We start from the raw sequence: 15,920 nt of genomic DNA, 5'->3' as shown, positions 1-15,920 counted from the left end.
TTATTTTACCGACTTACCAGCTTTTTTCCTATAAACCAGGCAACCCCAAAAGTCAGTAAGGTACCAAAAACTCCGGCTATCCCCGTTGCCAGCTTTTCGTTTTTAATCCCAGGAAAAACATAATCGGCAGCCGGTGAAACAAGAATCGTCTTGCTCCTTTCTTCCAAACCAAAATCCTTAAGAACTCTATCTAAACCATCCGGATTAGCCGAAGCAAAAGGCGACAATAAAAGCGCCAGCAGAAGGGCAGTACCTAAGCCGATTAAAATCTTATTTTTCATTTATTGCAACCTCCTTTACTCCATGAAAAAACCCTACCCCAAAAATCTTTTCCAAATACGTTACGGCAATTAAAGTAATAAGTGCTTCACCCAGGCCAATAAAAGAATGCCAGAAAAGCAGGGCCCCTGCAGCAACTTTAAAAGGCAATAAACCGGATAACGATATTTCAACCGATGCGGCTAAAGCTCCAGCTACCACCGAAAGCCAACTTCCCCCAATTAACCCTAAGGTTCTCCCGGTTTTTCCTGGAATTATTCTTTGCAGCAATTGGTAAAACAAATACCCCGTAAAAACCCCTATTACCGCCATGTTAAAGACATTAGCCCCCAGAGCTGTAATGCCACCATCCGAGAAAAATACCGCCTGAACAAATAAGACCGTGGTAAGGGTTAAAACAGCATTCCAGGGACCAAGTAAAGCCGCTGCCAGCATTCCCCCCAGTAAATGTCCCGAAGTACCACCGATAATCGGAAAGTTTAGCATTTGGGCGGCAAAGATAAACGCTGAAACCACCCCAAGCATGGGAATTTGTCGCTCTCCTAACTGCCCTTTGCTTTTCTTAAGCGAAAGTCCTATCATTCCTACCGAAACTCCCGCTGTTGTTATTAAAACTTCCGGGCTTAAAATTCCATCGGCAATATGCATAAAATCTCCCTCCTAAAGGTTTAAAAAACAAAAAGCCACCAAAACCGAGCTTCCTGCTCCCGGCCTTCGTGGCTTTTTTTCCATATTATAAAGTTGTCCTTTTGGTAAAATAAAGAAACGTTAAACCCTTCTGGGTTTGTTTTCTGATATAAATTATACTACATTTATTCCTTTTTTCCTTCTTAAAATAAAAATATTTTTTTCACAAACTACCGTTCCACCAGTACTGCCATTCCCATACCACCGCCAACACATAAAGTAGCAATGCCCCGTTTTAAATTCCGCCGTTTTAATTCATAAAGTAAAGTTACTATTATCCGGGCTCCGGTAGCACCCACCGGGTGTCCAAGACCAATACCGCTGCCTTTTACATTTACTTTATTTCTATCCAACTCTAAAAGCTTCTCACAGGCAAGGTACTGAGCCGCAAAAGCCTCATTTAACTCAATTAAATCAATATCCGTTAGAAGAAGCCCCGTCTTCTTTAAAAGTTTTTGAACAGCTGGCACCGGTCCATATCCCATTAACTCCGGCTCAACCCCCGCCCAGGCATAGGCCCGAATGTAACCAAGCGGTTCCAGTCCATACTGCCTCGCCGTCTCTTCCCGCATCATTAAAACCGCCGCTGCCCCATCATTTAAACCGGAAGAATTCCCTGCGGTTACCGTACCGTCTTTAACAAAAGTGGGAGGAAGGGCCGCTAATTTTTCTAAGGAAATATCCCGGCGCGGGTGTTCATCGGTCATCACCAAAACTTTTTCTTTTTTATTTTTTACTTCTACCGGCACTATTTCCTCCGCAAACCAACCATTATCTATTGCCTCAATGGCAAGTTTATGGCTCCTATAAGCAATTTCGTCTTGTTCCTCCCGGGAAATATTATATTTACGGGCTAAATTTTCGGCCGTAACCCCCATTAAAATTTTATGTAGCGGATCCGTTAGGAGCTCCCAGAGGGCATCGGTCATCTCCCCGTGAGTAAGCCTCTGCCCCCACCTGGCAGTTTTCAACACAAAGGGAGCGGTACTCATACTTTCCACTCCACCAGCAATAATTATGTCATTATCACCCAAAACCAGCTCCTGATACGCCGAAACGATCGCCTGCATCCCGGAGCTGCACTGCCTTTGAACTGTAAAGCCAGTGGTTGTAATGGGAAGCCCGGCCATCAAAGCAGCAGTTCTTCCTAAATTTGGCTCATCGGTATTCATCAGACAGTTCCCAAGTATTACCTCGTCTACTTTTTCCAGCGGAAAGGGTAAATCCTTTATTAACTCCTTTATAACTGTCGCTGCTAAATTACCTGCAGATACATTTTTAAACTGTCCCCCGAAACTACCAATAGGCGTCCGTTTGGCCCGGACAATCGCCACATCCACCAAAGCCTAATCCCCCCTGTTTTAAATTCATATCTCTTTTTTATGTTAAATGACAATTTTAAATATTTCAACAATTTACCTGAAAAAAATTAGAAAAACCCACTCAGTAAACTCCGCCGGTTACCGACGCTGGAATATCAATAACTACCGGAACGCTTGGTAACTCCATTTTAACACTGCCATCCTCTTTTTTCTGTACGGGTAAAAGGTAATACTGATAATGGCTGCCCGAAGTCACCTTAGCATCGGTAAAAGACCCCGTTGAGCTTTCCCCAACCATTAACGTTGAACCATCCTCATTTATGCGGTATATTTGGTAGGTATATCCCGGTTTTGGCTGCCAGTTTAAAACAACCCCTTTACCTTCAATATACGCTGCCGTTAAATTACCGTTTTGAGTTTCAGGATTTGGTGGGGTATCGGGCGAAAGAGCTTTAGGTTCCTTACCTTTAGGGAAAACTTCGTCAACTACCTGTCCGGGAGGGGTTAAAGGCCCCGCAATTAATCCGGTTTTTTCATCGATGCTTACCCGCACCAGTTGTTTGGGCATTGTAAAAGGCTTTTCTCCATGCACTTGTACATAGTAAGAAGCTATCTTTCGTAAAATCACCGCAGGGTATGAGCCTCCGGTAACACCTTTTAAATAGTGCAAGCGGTCGGTTTTATCATAACCCATCCAAACTGCCACCGAAATATCCGGCGTATAACCTACAATCCACGCGTCTTTGGTACCCTTCTGCCCAGGAGTTTTAAAGGGTACTTCGGTAGTTCCAGTTTTTGCCGCTAAAATTCCCCCAAAATTTGCCCTTCTGGCCGTTCCTTTTTTTACGGTATCAATTAACACATCGGTAATTAAATAAGCCGTTTCTTCGGAAATAACTTTCTTTTCTTCTAAAGATTTTCTTCTGGGAATCTCATTTCCATCTTTATCAATGATTTTATTAATGATATGGGGCGTCCTGTATACCCCGCCACTGGCAAAAACGGCATAGGCAGCAGCCATCTGCAGTGGTGATGCTCCCCGCTCCAATCCCCCTAAAGCCAGTGACAGGTTTTTATCTTTGGCAGTTAATTCAAAACCAAACCTTTTGGCATATTCATACCCGGTGTCAACTCCAATCTCATTTAAAAGCTTTACTGCAGGGATATTTAAAGATTCTACCAGGGCTTTTCTTAAAGTTACTTTACCGTGATAAGTGCCATCGTAATTTTTTGGTTTATAATCCCCAAAAGCTACAGGTTCATCAACTATAAAATCCGATGGTAAATACCCCTTTTCAAAAGCCGGAGCATAATCAACAATTGGTTTAAAAGCAGAACCGGGCTGGCGGTACATCATAAAGCTTCGATTAAACCCACCAAATCTTCCATAATTCCGGCCTCCTATTAAGAAAACAATCCCACCGGTTTCAGGATCAACTCCCGCAGCAGCCCCTTGAACTATAATTTCATCGGTACTGGGCGGAAAATTCCGGGCATCAGCAAAGACTCTTTCCGCATACCGTTGGACTTCCCGGTCAACAGTAGTATAAATTTTATAACCACCGGTATTTAATTGTTCCCGGGAAAGTCCAAAATCCTCTTCGCTTTCCTGGAAAATTTTATCAATAACCGCTGCATACTGGTTGCCCTTATTTTGAGCCTCAGGATTAATTTTTACTTCTTCCCTTTTAGCCTTCTCCGCCTCCTCCGGGGTTAAATAACCTTGCTCCACCATTTTATCCAGAACAAGATTTTTTCGACTTACCGCCGCTTCATAGTTTATAGTCGGTGCATAAAAATTTGGTCTCCTGGGTATTCCCGCAAGCATTGCCGCTTCTCCAAGGGTGAGCTTGGAAGCCGGCTTTCCGAAATAATTTTGGGCAGCTTCCTCAATACCATAATTTCCATTGCCAAAGTAAATTACATTTAAGTACATTTCCAGTATTTCTTTCTTGGTATAAACCCGTTCAAGCTGAATCGCTAAAAGGGCTTCTTTAATTTTCCGGGCAAAAGTTTTTTCCTGGGTTAAATAAACATTACGTACTAATTGCTGGGTAATGGTGCTTGCCCCCTGGGCAAGGTCTTTCTTTAAAATATTAACTACTGATGCCCGCAAAATTCCCACGATGTCAATACCAAAGTGCTGATAAAAACGCGCATCTTCAATTGCTACAAAAGCCTGAGGAACATATGGCGGAAGCTCATCAATTTTTACATAAGTTCGGCGCTCGCTTCCCGAAATTTGGGTCAAAAAACGACCATTTTTATCATAAATCGCTGAACTTTGCTGTAAATTATAAAGTTTAGCAAAATCTTTAGCGGATAGCGTAAAACTTGCACATCCATTAACAAAAAGGCTAAATAAAAGCAATAAAGTTAGCAAGGAAAATTTTTTGCAAACCTTACTCACATCAGTTTCCACCTTTCTTCTGCAGTGATTTCCTTAATTACATAATACATATTACCACATTTTTCGCATCCGTTTTTTACTTGTAATTATTTCCAAAAAATAAATTCTTGACACCGATTAAAGGTAACTATATAATAAAACTTGCGAGTTACGTCGGAGTGGCGGAACTGGCAGACGCGCACGTTTGAGGGGCGTGTGGGAAACCGTGTGGGTTCAAGTCCCACCTCCGACACCATAAAAAAATTAACCCGTAAGCTGCTGGCTTACGGGTTTTTTGTTTTAAAACAAACGTTTAACCGGTTCAATACATTGAGGTATGTCTACCCGGGGCGAGTTAACTAACGGTGCTACTTCATAAATATCCATTTCTTCCTCAGGATACGGTACAAGCAAATTTTTAAGTAAAGCGATGTCCTTAATTCCTAAATCTAACCAAACCGAAATTGCTTTATTGTTTAAAATTACCGGCATCCGGTCATGTATTGACCTGATAAGTTTGTTAGCCTCCGTAGTAATAATCGTACAGGAATATAACATCCGCCCTCCGGAATCTTGCCAGATGTCATACAATCCCGCAAAAGCAAAAGGCTTTCGGTTTTTTAAAACTATCCGATAAGGAATTTTTTTCCCTCCGGTCTTTTCCCACTCGTAAAATCCATCGGCCAGCACCAGACATCGCCTTCGAAAAAGAAGATTTTTAAAACTGGGTTTCTGGTCAACGGTTTCCGCCCGCGCATTAATCATTTTCTGGCCTATAGCAGGGTCCTTGGCCCACGCCGGAATTAAGCCCCAGCGAAATAACTTTAAACGCCGTCCTCCCTCCCAGATTACCACCGGTACATCCTGGGTAGGAGCAATATTGTACCGGGGTTTTAAAGGAAAATCTACAGGTTCTAAATTAAAAAGTTTTTCTAAGACTGCAAAATCTTCTGCCATGGAAAATCGCCCGCACATATAATCACCTTGACAAAATTACATAATGTAAGATAATAAAGAAAAAATCTATAAAGGAGTAACAACATGAAATATCTCATCTTAATAATTTTGTGGCTTTTATTTTGCTTTCTTCATAGTTTTTTAATTCATCCCCCGGTGGAAAATTTCTTAAAAGATAAATTTTTCCCTAAAAGCTATCGAATTTTTTATAATTTAATTTCCCTAATTAGTTTTGCCGGTGCCTATTTATATCTAAAAATTAACTTCTCCGAGCCCAAACTTGTAGTCATTCCCCTTTGGCTGAGTGCTATTTTTATAATAACCGGAATTTTGCTTATCCTCTGGAGTTTTTCCTGCTATAACCTTAAAGAGTTTTTAGGTTTGGCTGCGCAAGATAGCAAAAACCTTGTTAAAAAAGGACCTCTAAAATATCTGCGACACCCTTTATACTTGGCAGCTCTCCTTTTAATCTGGAGTGAAGGCTTTAATTTGCCAAGACTTCTGGTTAATATAATCCTGAGCGGATATATTTTTATCGGTATTAAATTAGAAGAAAAAAAGCTTATTAATATTTTTGGTCAGGAATACGAAAACTATAAAAAAGAGGTACCGGCGTTATTTCCGCTACCCCAACGTATTTTTCGTAAATAATGTTTCCCTTCCTTTAAACTTTTTTGGGTCGCCCCCGTCTTCTAACCGTTCCCTTATCTTCAGGAGTTCTCCTGTTTTTATTTTCCATTAAATCCAGAGTTTCTTTAATATCCTTTAAGTTATTGAAAATTTTTAGAAGCTGTTTCTCGGTTTTCTTTAATTGGTTCTTCAAAAGATTATACTGTTTTTTGGTAATAAAAACTTTTTGCTCCGGCCTTCCCGGTGAACGCTTGCTGGAAATTTTGTTAAAGTCTACCTCCGGCTGCAGTAAGATAATGGTATTTGGATCCCGGCGATTTTTCCCTTTCTTAATTTTTATAACACCATTTTCCGCTAATTTCTGAATTGCGGACCAAATATTGGGCCTTTGATATCTATAATCCCGGCCCTCAAGGACAATCTTTTGATTTATTAACTCCGTAATCTTTTCCAAAGTCATTTTAATTGTTTGTTCCGGAGCTTCTTTTAAAAGTTCTATAATATAATGCTTTGCTGTTTTTCTACTTATATTATTAGCATTATTTGCGGTATTTTCATTTTTTTGAGCTTCAGAAATATTAATATTTACGCTCTCCCCGGTTACTTTTGTAGCCTTCTTTCGAGGCATTTTTTCACCCCTTTCGTTTTATTATAATTATATTATCACTATTTTATTAAAATTTTAAGTAGCAGGAATAATTTTTTAAGAAAATTTTTTATTTTTTTGTCTAACTTTTTAGTTGACTTTTTTAATTTCTCAGGTTATTTTAAAATAAAAGGTTAACTTTGGAGGTGTTGGAGTTGACAATTAGGACGGTTATTTATGCTGCTCTATTAGCGGCCGTTACCGCAGTTTTGGCCCAGATTGCCATACCTCTCCCCGGAGGAGTCCCCTTTACCCTTCAGGTCTTTGCAGTTTTTCTCGGAATTTTTTTACTGGGAAAAAAATCTTTTTGGGGAATGGTTACCTATCTGCTTTTAGGAGCGGTGGGTCTTCCGGTCTTTGCCCAGGCTCGCGGTGGTATAGGCGTTATCTTAGGTCCAACCGGTGGCTACTTGCTCGGATTTGCTTTAAGCGGATTAATCGCTGGCTATATTGTTGAGTTCACCAACTTTAATCTCCGGGGTAAAATTCTGGCAGTCGTTGTATCTCTTCTTATAATTTATTCCCTGGGAACAATCCAGCTGGCTTATGTTTTAAAACTACCCTTAAGTAAAGCCATAGCTGTTGGTGTTACACCTTTTATCCCTTGGGATATATTAAAAGGTGCCATAGCTCTATTACTGGCAACCCATCTTCAAAAAGCTCTATCCACCGCAGGGGTCAAATTAAATGGTTAAGCTAAGGCCTCATCATCTGCTGTGTTTTTTAGGTTTCCGGGGCCTGGGTTATAACGACCACTTTGCCCAAAACTTTTCCAAAATTCGCTCTAAAATTCTTAAAAACCCCACGCTTCTCCTTGAGCTTGAAATTCAGCCCGACGACATATGTAAAAACTGTCCCGAACTCATAAACGGTTTGTGTCGCAGCAATGATAAAGTAATTAAAAAAGATGAGTTTCTTTTAACCTTTTTTAATACCAGGGAAATTTCAGTTAAGAATGCCTACCAAAAAATAATGGTCCTGGAAGAGAGTAAATTTATCGCCCTCTGCCAGGACTGTGAGTGGTACCCCTTAGGTTTTTGCATAGAAGGTTTTCGTAACTTAAAAAATAAGAAATTATTTCCATAAGCCCCGGGAGTTTTCCCGGGCTTCTTTTTGGAACTTTACAAAAAGCTTGGAGTATTTTACATTGGGAGGAACAGTCATTACCTGAGCATACCCCTCCAGCAAAAGTTGGGCATTAAACATTTTAACCCGAACTTCCTCTTCAGTAATCTTCACCGGTTTTTTAAGCCAGACATAAGCTAAATCTCGCCCGTACTTATCTTGCTTTTGCACATCATACTCTAAAAAAACAATCCGTCCGGGATAGAGAACTTTTTTGGTATATTTAAAAGCTTCTTTCCCGTAAGGCTGCTCCTTAATTCCAAGTTCCGGATGAGAAAGTTCCGGTGTATTTACCCCAATCATTCTTACCCTTATTTCTTTACCGGAAGATAATTTAACTTTTACCGTATCACCGTCACTAACTTTTACTACTTTAGCAGGAATAAAATTTGTTGCAGCATCAACATCCCCGGCACACCCCTGAAGAAAAAGTGCAAAAAGTAAAAAAATAACCCAAATAACCTTAACTTGTACCCTTTTCATCTCCTTCACCTTCTTCTACAATTTTAGTACAAAAATTTCCGCAAATTACCTTCTGCCCGTCGTCGCTGAAATACCTGGATAAAGCCCAAAAAGCCTTTCTTGTAAACTTCACCGGAAGGTTATTGACACTGGTATAAGGAATCCGGTTTTTAAAATAAACCGGCCCTTCCATGGGTAACATTAATCCACCTTTTAATTTTAAATACAGCCAGCTATCTTTTTCCACGACCCCTTCAGCAAAATACGGAGCATCCTCAACATCAATCTTTTTTTCTTCACCATTATGCACTAAATAATAATTCCCATTTTTATAGGTCAAACTTTTATAAAATAATTCAATTATCTTCTCATTGATTATTAGCTGTCCCGCGTAATACCAATTACCCTCTTTATCCAGGAATATTTTTATATTTATCACCCCGCATCAATATAAAAAACAATATACCCTATAATTCCATAAAACTTTTTTTACAAAAGCCTTTGTCTCCTTAAAGGGATAAAGACTTGGATTTTTAGCTTTATTGCTTTTCAGCCAAATATCCATATTGGCGACACCCGCATTATAGGCACCTAAAGCTAACTCTAAGTTACCATAGCGGTCAATTAAATACTTTAAATAAAAAGTTCCCAAAACCAAATTTTTTTCAGGTTCCAAAAGCTCTTCCGGTTTAGCCAGAGGTTCATTAATCTCCTTGGCCAGCCAAAAAGCAGTCTCCGGCATTATCTGCATTAGACCCATTGCTCCTTTTTGGGAAATAGCCCTGGGATTAAAATTACTCTCCGCTTTAACCACTGCCGCCACTAATAGCGGATCAATTCCGGCAAAAGATGCAGCATCGTAAAGTTTATCCCTGTATTTTATGGGATACAATATTTTACCCCAAAAGGGAAAAAGTAAAATCGCAACCAGCAAAACCGCCAGCGTTAAGGAAAAACCATTTATTTTTCTGATCAACCGTTCCACTTCCGTTTCTGCAAAATGGTTAAAATCTGCTCCCGGGTAGATTCGATACTTCCGCTGTTATCAATCACCACATCCGCCAGTTTCACTTTTTCCTCTAACGGCATCTGGGACCGAATTCTGGCCAGAGCTTCATCCCTGGAAAAGCCATTACGGGCCATAAGCCGTTTTATTTGTTCTTCTTCGGGAACGTAAACCACCCAAATTTCATCGACCAGTGAAGTCATCTTCGCCTCAAAAAGCAAAGGAATATCTACGACAATCCTTTCTACCCCCGCCGAAGTTAACTCCTTTATTTTTTTTCTTATTTCCTTTAAAACTTCCGGATGAGTAATGCTGTTTAAAACCAAAAGCTTTTCCCGGTTGGCAAATACGATCTTACCTAACTTAGCCCGGTCAATTTGTCCATCTTCCATTAAAATATTTTTACCAAAAGTATCAATTACCTTTTGATATGCCGGATGTCCAGGGCTTAAAATTTCCCGGGCAATCCGGTCAGCATCGATAATTGCAAAACCCAGTTCCCGCAGGATCCGGGAAACAGTGCTTTTACCGGACGCTATACCTCCGGTAAGTCCAATAACCAGCAATAACAACACCCCTAATCTAAATTATACGTGAAATTCCCAAAAAAATTAAAACCAGTGAAGCCAAGTAGCGGGAGTAATTTTTAATGAAACTCACCTTCCCATTTAACTTACCGATAATCAATCCTGCATAAAAAAGGCAAAACTTAATTAACCCCACATTTAGCATCGTTAAAATAACCGGGTAACCGGATAAACTTAAACCAATTCCAGCCCCAAAAGCATCCAAAGCAAGGGCCACACCCAACAAAACTGCCTCTTTATAAGACAGGACCCCCGATTCATCCCGATCGGCTAATTGCGGAGAACGTAAAATTTGAAAGATTAAACCAAAAATTTTAACACTAAAAACCACTTCCGGGTCGATAGAAGACTTTTTCTCTTCTTTACCCCCGGAAAAATAAACATACAAACCGATGGCCATAAGTAAAAACGCCCCAAAATAGCGGGTAAAACTTTCCGGAACAAAAAAGTTGATAAATTTTCCTAACAGCATGGCAAGCCCAATGGTCAAAGCAGAAGTGCTGCTTACCACCAGTACCGACAGGGTCGGAACTTTCAATCCTCTTAGCCCATAAGCTACTCCTGCACCAAACCCGTCTACACTAAGAGCTAAAGCAAACAACGCTAAATAAAATTCCATCGCCGGCACCTCCCCGTCTTTTTTAAATTATTTAAAGACGTAAGAGAAGGTGCCTGTCTCTCCTTTATTTCTGACAGTGCGGACAGTAGTGGGTACTGCGACCGGCGTGACGTTCGCGGATTAAGACCTTATTACATCTAACACAGAGTGAACCATTTTTCCCGTAAACCTTTAGCAAGCGTTGAAAGCTCCCCTGCTGATTTTCCGCATCAACATAATCTCTAATAGACGTTCCCCGGTGCTCAATCCCCAGGGTTAAGACTTTCCGTATAGCTTTAAATAACTCTTCTGCCTCATCTTCCGATAAGCCGGCGGCTATCCTTTTGGGAGAAAGCCCTGCCTCAAATAAGATTTCATCAGCGTAAATATTACCAATACCCGCAATTATTTTTTGGTCTAATAAAACGGCCTTAAGATTTTTCCGTGACGCCTTTAGTTTTGTTTTCAAATACTCAAGGGTAAACTCGTCATCTAAAGGCTCAGGACCTATTTCCGGCATCTCAAAAGAAAAGCCACCAAACTGGCGTATATCATTAAAATGTAACTCTAAATCGCCAAAATCAAAAATAGCGTGGGTATGTTTTTCTTTCGGCGAACCGTTGGGCAGTATTAAAAGTTTCCCGGTCATCCTTAAATGAACCGTTACCGTTTCCTTTCCGGAAAGATCTATCAGTAAATACTTCCCCCGGCGTTTTAAAGCTAATATTTCTTTTCCCACAACGCGCCGGGTAAATTCGGCAACCGAAACATTTTTAATAATTTTTGGAAGATATACTTCTACCCGGTAAATTGTTTTTCCCACAATCTTAGGGGCAAGGGTTCTTTTAATGGTTTCTACTTCCGGAAGTTCTGGCATAATACTCTCTCCTTACTTGGCTTCATACCAGTTTTTTCCTGCGCCAACTTCAGCGATTAAAGGCACTTTTAGTTCAACCACCGACTCCATAACCCCTTTTACCAGCCCTTTAACTTCTTCCAGCTCTTCCGCCGGCACTTCCAAAACTAACTCATCGTGCACCGAAAGAAGGAGCCGGGACCTAAGCTTGCTGTTTTTTAATTCCCTTTCTACATTAATCATTGCAAGCTTAATAATATCGGCAGCTGAGCCCTGAAGGGGGGTATTCATGGCCGTCCTTTCGCCAAAACCCTGCACTGTGCGATTTTTGGACGATAGCTCCGGAATATAACGTCTTCGCCCAAATAACGTGGTCACATATCCCTTTTCTCTTGCCGTACGGACAAGTTCATCGAGATACTCCCGCACTCTGGGATAATTGGTAAAATAATTTTTAATATATTTTCCGGCAATCTCCCGGGGAATCTTTAAATCTCTGCCTAAACCAAAATCGCTAATGCCATAGACAATGCCGAAGTTCACCGACTTGGCATGAGCACGCATCTCAGGGGTAACTTCTTCTAAAGGTACACCAAATACTTCTGAAGCGGTTTTCCGGTGAATATCCTCCCCTTTTTGGTACGCTTCAATAAGCTTGGGCTCTTCGGAAAAATGAGCAAGAAGCCTTAACTCAATCTGGGAATAATCCGCCGAAACAATATAATCATAACCAGGGGAAGGTATAAACATCTTGCGTAATTTCCGGCCGAGTTCCAACCGCACCGGAATATTTTGAAGATTGGGCTCCGAAGACGCCAGACGTCCGGTTAAGGTACCGGTCTGGTTAAAAGTGGTGTGAAGTTTACCGGTACGCTCATTTATTAAAGGCATTAAACCGTCGGTATAGGTTGATTTTAACTTCATAAGCTGACGGTAAGTCAAAATTTTGCCAATAATTTCGTGGTAAGGTAAAAGCTCTTCCAAAACCTCCGCATCGGTAGAGTAGCCCGTCTTGGTCTTTTTAATTACCGGCAGCCCAAGTTTTTCAAAAAGAATAACTCCCAGCTGCCTGGGAGAGTTTAAGTTAAACTCTTCCCCCGCCAGCGCATAAATTTCCCGGATTAACTCTTCAATTTGCTCTCCCAGCTCCACCGACATTTCTTTTAAAGCTTCCCGGTCAACCTGAATGCCGGTATGCTCCATTTGAGCAAGAACCGGAGTTAGAGGAAGTTCTATTTCATAAAATAACCTTTCCTGCTCCTGCTCGTGAACTTTTTCCATCATTTCTTTCCATAAATAAAATAAACCCCTGATATTTAAAGAAAAATCTTCAAACACCGGCAAACCATACTTTAAATACAGCCCCTTGAGCCCGGGATTTTGGTCGGCCGGATTTAAAACATAAGCTGCTATCCGCGCATCAAAACAAATTTCGGGAAAAGTCAGACCTTTTTCTAAACAGACATGATAAATTCCTTTGGCGTCGTCGGTAATAATTTTTTTATTCCGAAATATTTCCTGTATTTCAAAAAGCTGTTCTAAAGAATAAAACTTTGTTTTTTCCCCGTCATCAACATAAAATCCATTATTAAAGATTACCGCAATCCGTTCTTCCGTTGCTACCGGTTCAAATTGCACCAACTCTTTACTTTCCTGGTATTCATTCTTTATTTTTGGTTCTATTTCTTTTAAAAAGCTTTTAAACTCAAGGCGAAGAAATAATTTAGCTACTTCTTCATAATTAGGTTCTTTTACTTTTAAATCTTCCAGGGAGATTTCTAACGGTATTTCCCGCAGGATAGTAGCTAATTGTTTCGATATTTTCGCTAAACTTTCATGTTCGGCAAGTTTTTCTCTTAATTTAGGTTTTAACTCTTCTTTGCGGGCCAAAACTTCTTCCACCGAGCCATAAGTTTTTATTAAATCTAAAGCAGTTTTCTCCCCAATCCCCGGAACTCCGGGTATGTTGTCCGAGGGATCACCCATTAATCCTTTAACATCCACAAGCTGCTGAGGTTTTAAGCCGTAGTTTTCCAAAACCTCAGCTAAATCCATTTTAACCAGTTCGGTAATGCCTTTTTTGGTAAGGTATACCACGGTTTTTTCATCGACCAGTTGCAGCATGTCCCGGTCAGCGGTGTAAATTACTACCTCATGCCCCTGCCCGGCAAACACCCTTGATAGGTGGCCGATAATATCATCTGCCTCATAGCCGTCAAGTTCAATATAGGGCACATTTAAAACTTTTAATACTTCCCGTACCAGGGCAAACTGGGGTACCAGTTCATCCGGAGCTTCTTTGCGGTGCCCTTTGTATGCAGTAAACTGCTCGGTACGAAAGGTTTTCCGGCTAACATCAAAAGCTACCGCTAAATATTCTGGTTTTTCATCTCTTATTACCCGAAAAAGCATCGTTAAAAACCCGTAAACCGCCCCGGTAGGCTCCCCTTTAGTAGTTTTTAAAGGCGGAAGGGCAAAAAACGCTCTATGTAATAAACTATTTCCATCCACCAGGACTACTTTTCCCATAATTACCTCCAAAATAATAATTTTAAGTTTATTGTACCAAATAAAGCTGACTGGTAAAAGAAAAAAGCTGCCCGAAAAGGACAGCTTAAGTACCGGACTTTTTCTTTTTAAAGCGGTAGACGAAAAATATTATTAAAAGTAAGAGGATTAAATACGGCAGTAAATAAATTAACAGGAAGAAAAGTTTTATTAAAACCGTAAAAAAATTGTTAAAGGCTTTTACAAACTGCTCTTTTATCTTTTTACCTAAATTTTTAAAAAGCGAATCTTCTCCGATTTGTGCTGTTTTTTCCTTTACTACCTTTAAATTTAAAGTCGAATAAGCTACATTTTGCTTTAAATCTTCAAAAGAAGCTTTAGTGATCTCTAATTCTTCGGTCAGCCGATTTAGCTCTGCCCGTACTGCCAAAATTTCTTCGACTTTTTGAGCTTTGATAAGCAACGCCCGCACTGCCGCAATCTCCGACTCCAGGTTTTTGATCCTTATTTCCATATCCCGGTAAGCTTTGGTTACATCTTCGGCATTTTCACTGTAACTTTCCAGTTCTCCCTGCTTTTTTAGATCATCAACAAAGCTTTTTAGCTTATCTGCCGGAATCATTAAGGTCAATTCCCGGATTTCTTTTTCTTCCCGGGAAAATTTTACATAGCCGTTAACGCGACCAAGCTCCTGGGCAAGCCAGCGGTCAAAATCCTCTAACTTCTTTACCGTAAGCTTGCCGGAAGCAGTTTTTACAATTTTTCGCTCGTCGGTACTGGTAGTTTTAAAAGTAGCTTCTTCCCCGGTAAGGTCTGGCGCAAATTTTGCTGGGCTTTTTGCCGGAAGCACTCCCGTATTTTGCTCATCAGGTAGAGCACCTTCGGATGGCCCTCCCGCAACGCTAACCGCTTTATCCCGAACTACCTCTACCGCTTCATTTTTTGGATAAAGCGTTAACCCCGATAAGCTTATCGCCGTAATTCCCAGAGCAAAAACTAAGACCATCGCCACAGCCACCGCAACCCATTCCGACCAGATAAAGCGGTTTAAAATATTTCGTTTATATTTAATTTTATCTTGAACTTTTTCTCTCAGTGGCGTATCTGGCTCCAGAAAGGGCAACATCTTCAAAACCGCCCCCATATCTACATACTGCCCGTATGCCTCCCGGCACCCGGCACAACTTTGAAGATGCCTTTCGACCTGTTTCTTTTCTTCGGCGGTTACTTCCCCATCGATATAAGCGGAAAGAAGTTCTCTAACTTCATTACACTCCACTGTCCATCCCTCCTTCCCCTTGCTGCATTAAAAGTTTTCTTAATTTCTCCCTTGCTCGAAAAATACGGTTTTTCACGGTACCAAGATTAAGAGAAAGAGCTTTGGCTATCTCTTCATACCTTAATCCATACTGCTCCCGCAGGAGAAGAACAAGCCTTAAATCTTCCGGTAAGGTTTGCAAGGCCTTTTCTATGTTTAATATCTCCTGCCGGTTAAAAAACTCTTCTTCAGGGGTTAAGGCCTTTTTGTAAAATTCTCTTTCATTAAACTCTTTCTGAATACTCATTTCTCGTTTTAGCTGACGCAGCCTATCAAAACAGGTATTTGCCGCCACCCGGTAAAGCCAGGTAGAAAAAGCCGCTTCCCCCTGATAAGTATTAAGCTTTTGGTAGACTTTTAAAAATATTTCCTGTGCCAAATCCTCCGCTTCTTCCCGCTGGCCGCAAATTCTTAGAGCTAAAGAAAAAATCTTTTTCTCATACTTTTCCACTAAATAACCAAAAGCCTCTTTGTCACCCCTTTTGGCCTGCTCTACCAGGTAAAGGTCGCTGCTCACCTTAATCCCCCTTTTTCCTTTCTACCCCTTTTT

Annotated in this window: 18 protein-coding genes and 1 tRNA gene; 4 read left to right on the top strand and 15 right to left on the bottom strand. The window is 40.7% G+C overall.

Features of this window, described 5'->3' with window-relative positions:
- Positions 1-5 precede the first annotated feature (5 nt).
- From ciss_RS04215 to ciss_RS04200, 4 genes are all read right to left on the bottom strand, one after another.
- On the bottom strand, positions 6-281 hold the full coding sequence (locus tag ciss_RS04215; protein ID WP_075865059.1) for a PDGLE domain-containing protein: 276 nt from the start codon (positions 279-281) through the stop codon (positions 6-8).
- On the bottom strand, positions 271-927 hold the full coding sequence (locus ciss_RS04210; protein ID WP_075865058.1) for an energy-coupling factor ABC transporter permease: 657 nt from the start codon (positions 925-927) through the stop codon (positions 271-273). Before ciss_RS04210 ends, ciss_RS04215 begins: the two co-directional genes overlap by 11 nt.
- A 209-nt stretch (positions 928-1,136) precedes the next feature.
- The gene (locus tag ciss_RS04205) at positions 1,137-2,306 is read right to left on the bottom strand and encodes a thiolase family protein (protein WP_268874197.1); all 1,170 of its coding nucleotides are present in this window, start codon (positions 2,304-2,306) and stop codon (positions 1,137-1,139) included.
- A 103-nt stretch (positions 2,307-2,409) separates the two neighbouring features.
- The gene (locus ciss_RS04200; protein ID WP_075865056.1) at positions 2,410-4,698 is read right to left on the bottom strand and encodes a transglycosylase domain-containing protein; all 2,289 of its coding nucleotides are present in this window, start codon (positions 4,696-4,698) and stop codon (positions 2,410-2,412) included.
- 152 nt (positions 4,699-4,850) lie between these two features.
- On the opposite strand from ciss_RS04200, the gene ciss_RS04195 reads away from it, so the two are divergent.
- A tRNA-Leu gene (locus tag ciss_RS04195) sits at positions 4,851-4,933 on the top strand.
- Between the two features lie 44 nt (positions 4,934-4,977).
- Here the strand turns inward: ciss_RS04195 and ciss_RS04190 are convergent.
- Positions 4,978-5,652 carry an SOS response-associated peptidase gene (locus ciss_RS04190; protein WP_075865055.1) on the bottom strand — a complete coding sequence of 225 codons (675 nt, stop codon included), beginning with the start codon at positions 5,650-5,652 and terminating at the stop codon, positions 4,978-4,980.
- Between the two features lie 66 nt (positions 5,653-5,718).
- Between ciss_RS04190 and ciss_RS04185 the strand changes: the two genes are divergently transcribed.
- The gene (locus tag ciss_RS04185; protein ID WP_075865054.1) at positions 5,719-6,285 is read left to right on the top strand and encodes a methyltransferase family protein; all 567 of its coding nucleotides are present in this window, start codon (positions 5,719-5,721) and stop codon (positions 6,283-6,285) included.
- A gap of 13 nt (positions 6,286-6,298) precedes the next feature.
- On the opposite strand, the gene ciss_RS04180 is transcribed toward ciss_RS04185, so the two are convergent.
- On the bottom strand, positions 6,299-6,892 hold the full coding sequence (locus tag ciss_RS04180) for a hypothetical protein (RefSeq protein ID WP_075865053.1): 594 nt from the start codon (positions 6,890-6,892) through the stop codon (positions 6,299-6,301).
- 173 nt (positions 6,893-7,065) lie between these two features.
- Here ciss_RS04180 and ciss_RS04175 point away from each other — a divergent pair, with 173 nt between their 5' ends.
- A complete protein-coding gene (locus ciss_RS04175; protein ID WP_166503981.1) occupies positions 7,066-7,605 on the top strand; it encodes a biotin transporter BioY in 540 nt (179 codons plus the stop codon).
- Positions 7,598-7,996, top strand: coding sequence for a DUF1284 domain-containing protein (locus tag ciss_RS13805; protein WP_075865051.1), 399 nt, complete (start codon positions 7,598-7,600; stop codon positions 7,994-7,996). Before ciss_RS04175 ends, ciss_RS13805 begins: the two co-directional genes overlap by 8 nt.
- Here the strand turns inward: ciss_RS13805 and ciss_RS04165 are convergent.
- From ciss_RS04165 to ciss_RS04125, 9 genes are all read right to left on the bottom strand, one after another.
- Positions 7,985-8,518 (bottom strand): thermonuclease family protein, encoded by a 534-nt coding sequence (locus ciss_RS04165; RefSeq protein ID WP_075865050.1) that lies wholly within the window; start codon positions 8,516-8,518, stop codon positions 7,985-7,987. The two genes, ciss_RS13805 and ciss_RS04165, sit on opposite strands and share 12 nt — an antisense overlap.
- Positions 8,499-8,936, bottom strand: a complete 438-nt coding sequence (locus ciss_RS04160; protein WP_075865049.1) for a DUF1285 domain-containing protein — start codon at positions 8,934-8,936, stop codon at positions 8,499-8,501. Before ciss_RS04160 ends, ciss_RS04165 begins: the two co-directional genes overlap by 20 nt.
- A 6-nt stretch (positions 8,937-8,942) precedes the next feature.
- Positions 8,943-9,482: a lytic transglycosylase domain-containing protein gene (locus tag ciss_RS04155; RefSeq protein WP_235837235.1), complete on the bottom strand. Its 540-nt coding sequence runs from the start codon at positions 9,480-9,482 to the stop codon at positions 8,943-8,945.
- On the bottom strand, positions 9,470-10,069 hold the full coding sequence (coaE, locus tag ciss_RS04150) for a dephospho-CoA kinase (RefSeq protein WP_201787769.1): 600 nt from the start codon (positions 10,067-10,069) through the stop codon (positions 9,470-9,472). Before coaE ends, ciss_RS04155 begins: the two co-directional genes overlap by 13 nt.
- A 16-nt stretch (positions 10,070-10,085) precedes the next feature.
- Positions 10,086-10,709, bottom strand: a complete 624-nt coding sequence (ytaF, locus tag ciss_RS04145) for a sporulation membrane protein YtaF (RefSeq protein ID WP_075865046.1) — start codon at positions 10,707-10,709, stop codon at positions 10,086-10,088.
- Between the two features lie 64 nt (positions 10,710-10,773).
- Positions 10,774-11,565 carry a bifunctional DNA-formamidopyrimidine glycosylase/DNA-(apurinic or apyrimidinic site) lyase gene (mutM, locus tag ciss_RS04140; RefSeq protein ID WP_075865045.1) on the bottom strand — a complete coding sequence of 264 codons (792 nt, stop codon included), beginning with the start codon at positions 11,563-11,565 and terminating at the stop codon, positions 10,774-10,776.
- Positions 11,566-11,577: 12 nt separating this feature from the next.
- The gene (polA, locus tag ciss_RS04135) at positions 11,578-14,073 is read right to left on the bottom strand and encodes a DNA polymerase I (protein WP_075865044.1); all 2,496 of its coding nucleotides are present in this window, start codon (positions 14,071-14,073) and stop codon (positions 11,578-11,580) included.
- 85 nt (positions 14,074-14,158) lie between these two features.
- On the bottom strand, positions 14,159-15,331 hold the full coding sequence (locus ciss_RS04130; protein WP_075865043.1) for a DUF4349 domain-containing protein: 1,173 nt from the start codon (positions 15,329-15,331) through the stop codon (positions 14,159-14,161).
- Complete coding sequence (locus tag ciss_RS04125; protein ID WP_075865042.1) at positions 15,321-15,887, bottom strand: RNA polymerase sigma factor; 567 nt, start codon at positions 15,885-15,887, stop codon at positions 15,321-15,323. The genes ciss_RS04130 and ciss_RS04125 overlap by 11 nt, the downstream gene beginning before the upstream one ends.
- Positions 15,888-15,920: the final 33 nt, after the last annotated feature.

Source organism: Carboxydothermus islandicus (assembly GCF_001950325.1).
Lineage (GTDB): Bacteria > Bacillota > Z-2901 > Carboxydothermales > Carboxydothermaceae > Carboxydothermus > Carboxydothermus islandicus.
Note: the sequence above shows the minus strand (reverse complement) of the source record. Positions and strands in the feature narration are given on the sequence as shown.

Excerpts from the sequence above, each read along its gene's own strand:
- ciss_RS04215 (WP_075865059.1), bottom strand. The coding sequence starts at position 281 with ATGAAAAATAAGATTTTAATCGGCTTAGGTACTGCCCTTCTGCTGGCG.
- ciss_RS04210 (WP_075865058.1), bottom strand. The coding sequence starts at position 927 with ATGCATATTGCCGATGGAATTTTAAGCCCGGAAGTTTTAATAACAACA.
- ciss_RS04190 (WP_075865055.1), bottom strand. The coding sequence starts at position 5,652 with ATGTGCGGGCGATTTTCCATGGCAGAAGATTTTGCAGTCTTAGAAAAA.
- ciss_RS04185 (WP_075865054.1), top strand. The coding sequence starts at position 5,719 with ATGAAATATCTCATCTTAATAATTTTGTGGCTTTTATTTTGCTTTCTT.
- ciss_RS04180 (WP_075865053.1), bottom strand. The coding sequence starts at position 6,892 with ATGCCTCGAAAGAAGGCTACAAAAGTAACCGGGGAGAGCGTAAATATT.
- ciss_RS13805 (WP_075865051.1), top strand. The coding sequence starts at position 7,598 with ATGGTTAAGCTAAGGCCTCATCATCTGCTGTGTTTTTTAGGTTTCCGG.
- ciss_RS04165 (WP_075865050.1), bottom strand. The coding sequence starts at position 8,518 with ATGAAAAGGGTACAAGTTAAGGTTATTTGGGTTATTTTTTTACTTTTT.
- ytaF (WP_075865046.1), bottom strand. The coding sequence starts at position 10,709 with ATGGAATTTTATTTAGCGTTGTTTGCTTTAGCTCTTAGTGTAGACGGG.
- mutM (WP_075865045.1), bottom strand. The coding sequence starts at position 11,565 with ATGCCAGAACTTCCGGAAGTAGAAACCATTAAAAGAACCCTTGCCCCT.
- polA (WP_075865044.1), bottom strand. The coding sequence starts at position 14,073 with ATGGGAAAAGTAGTCCTGGTGGATGGAAATAGTTTATTACATAGAGCG.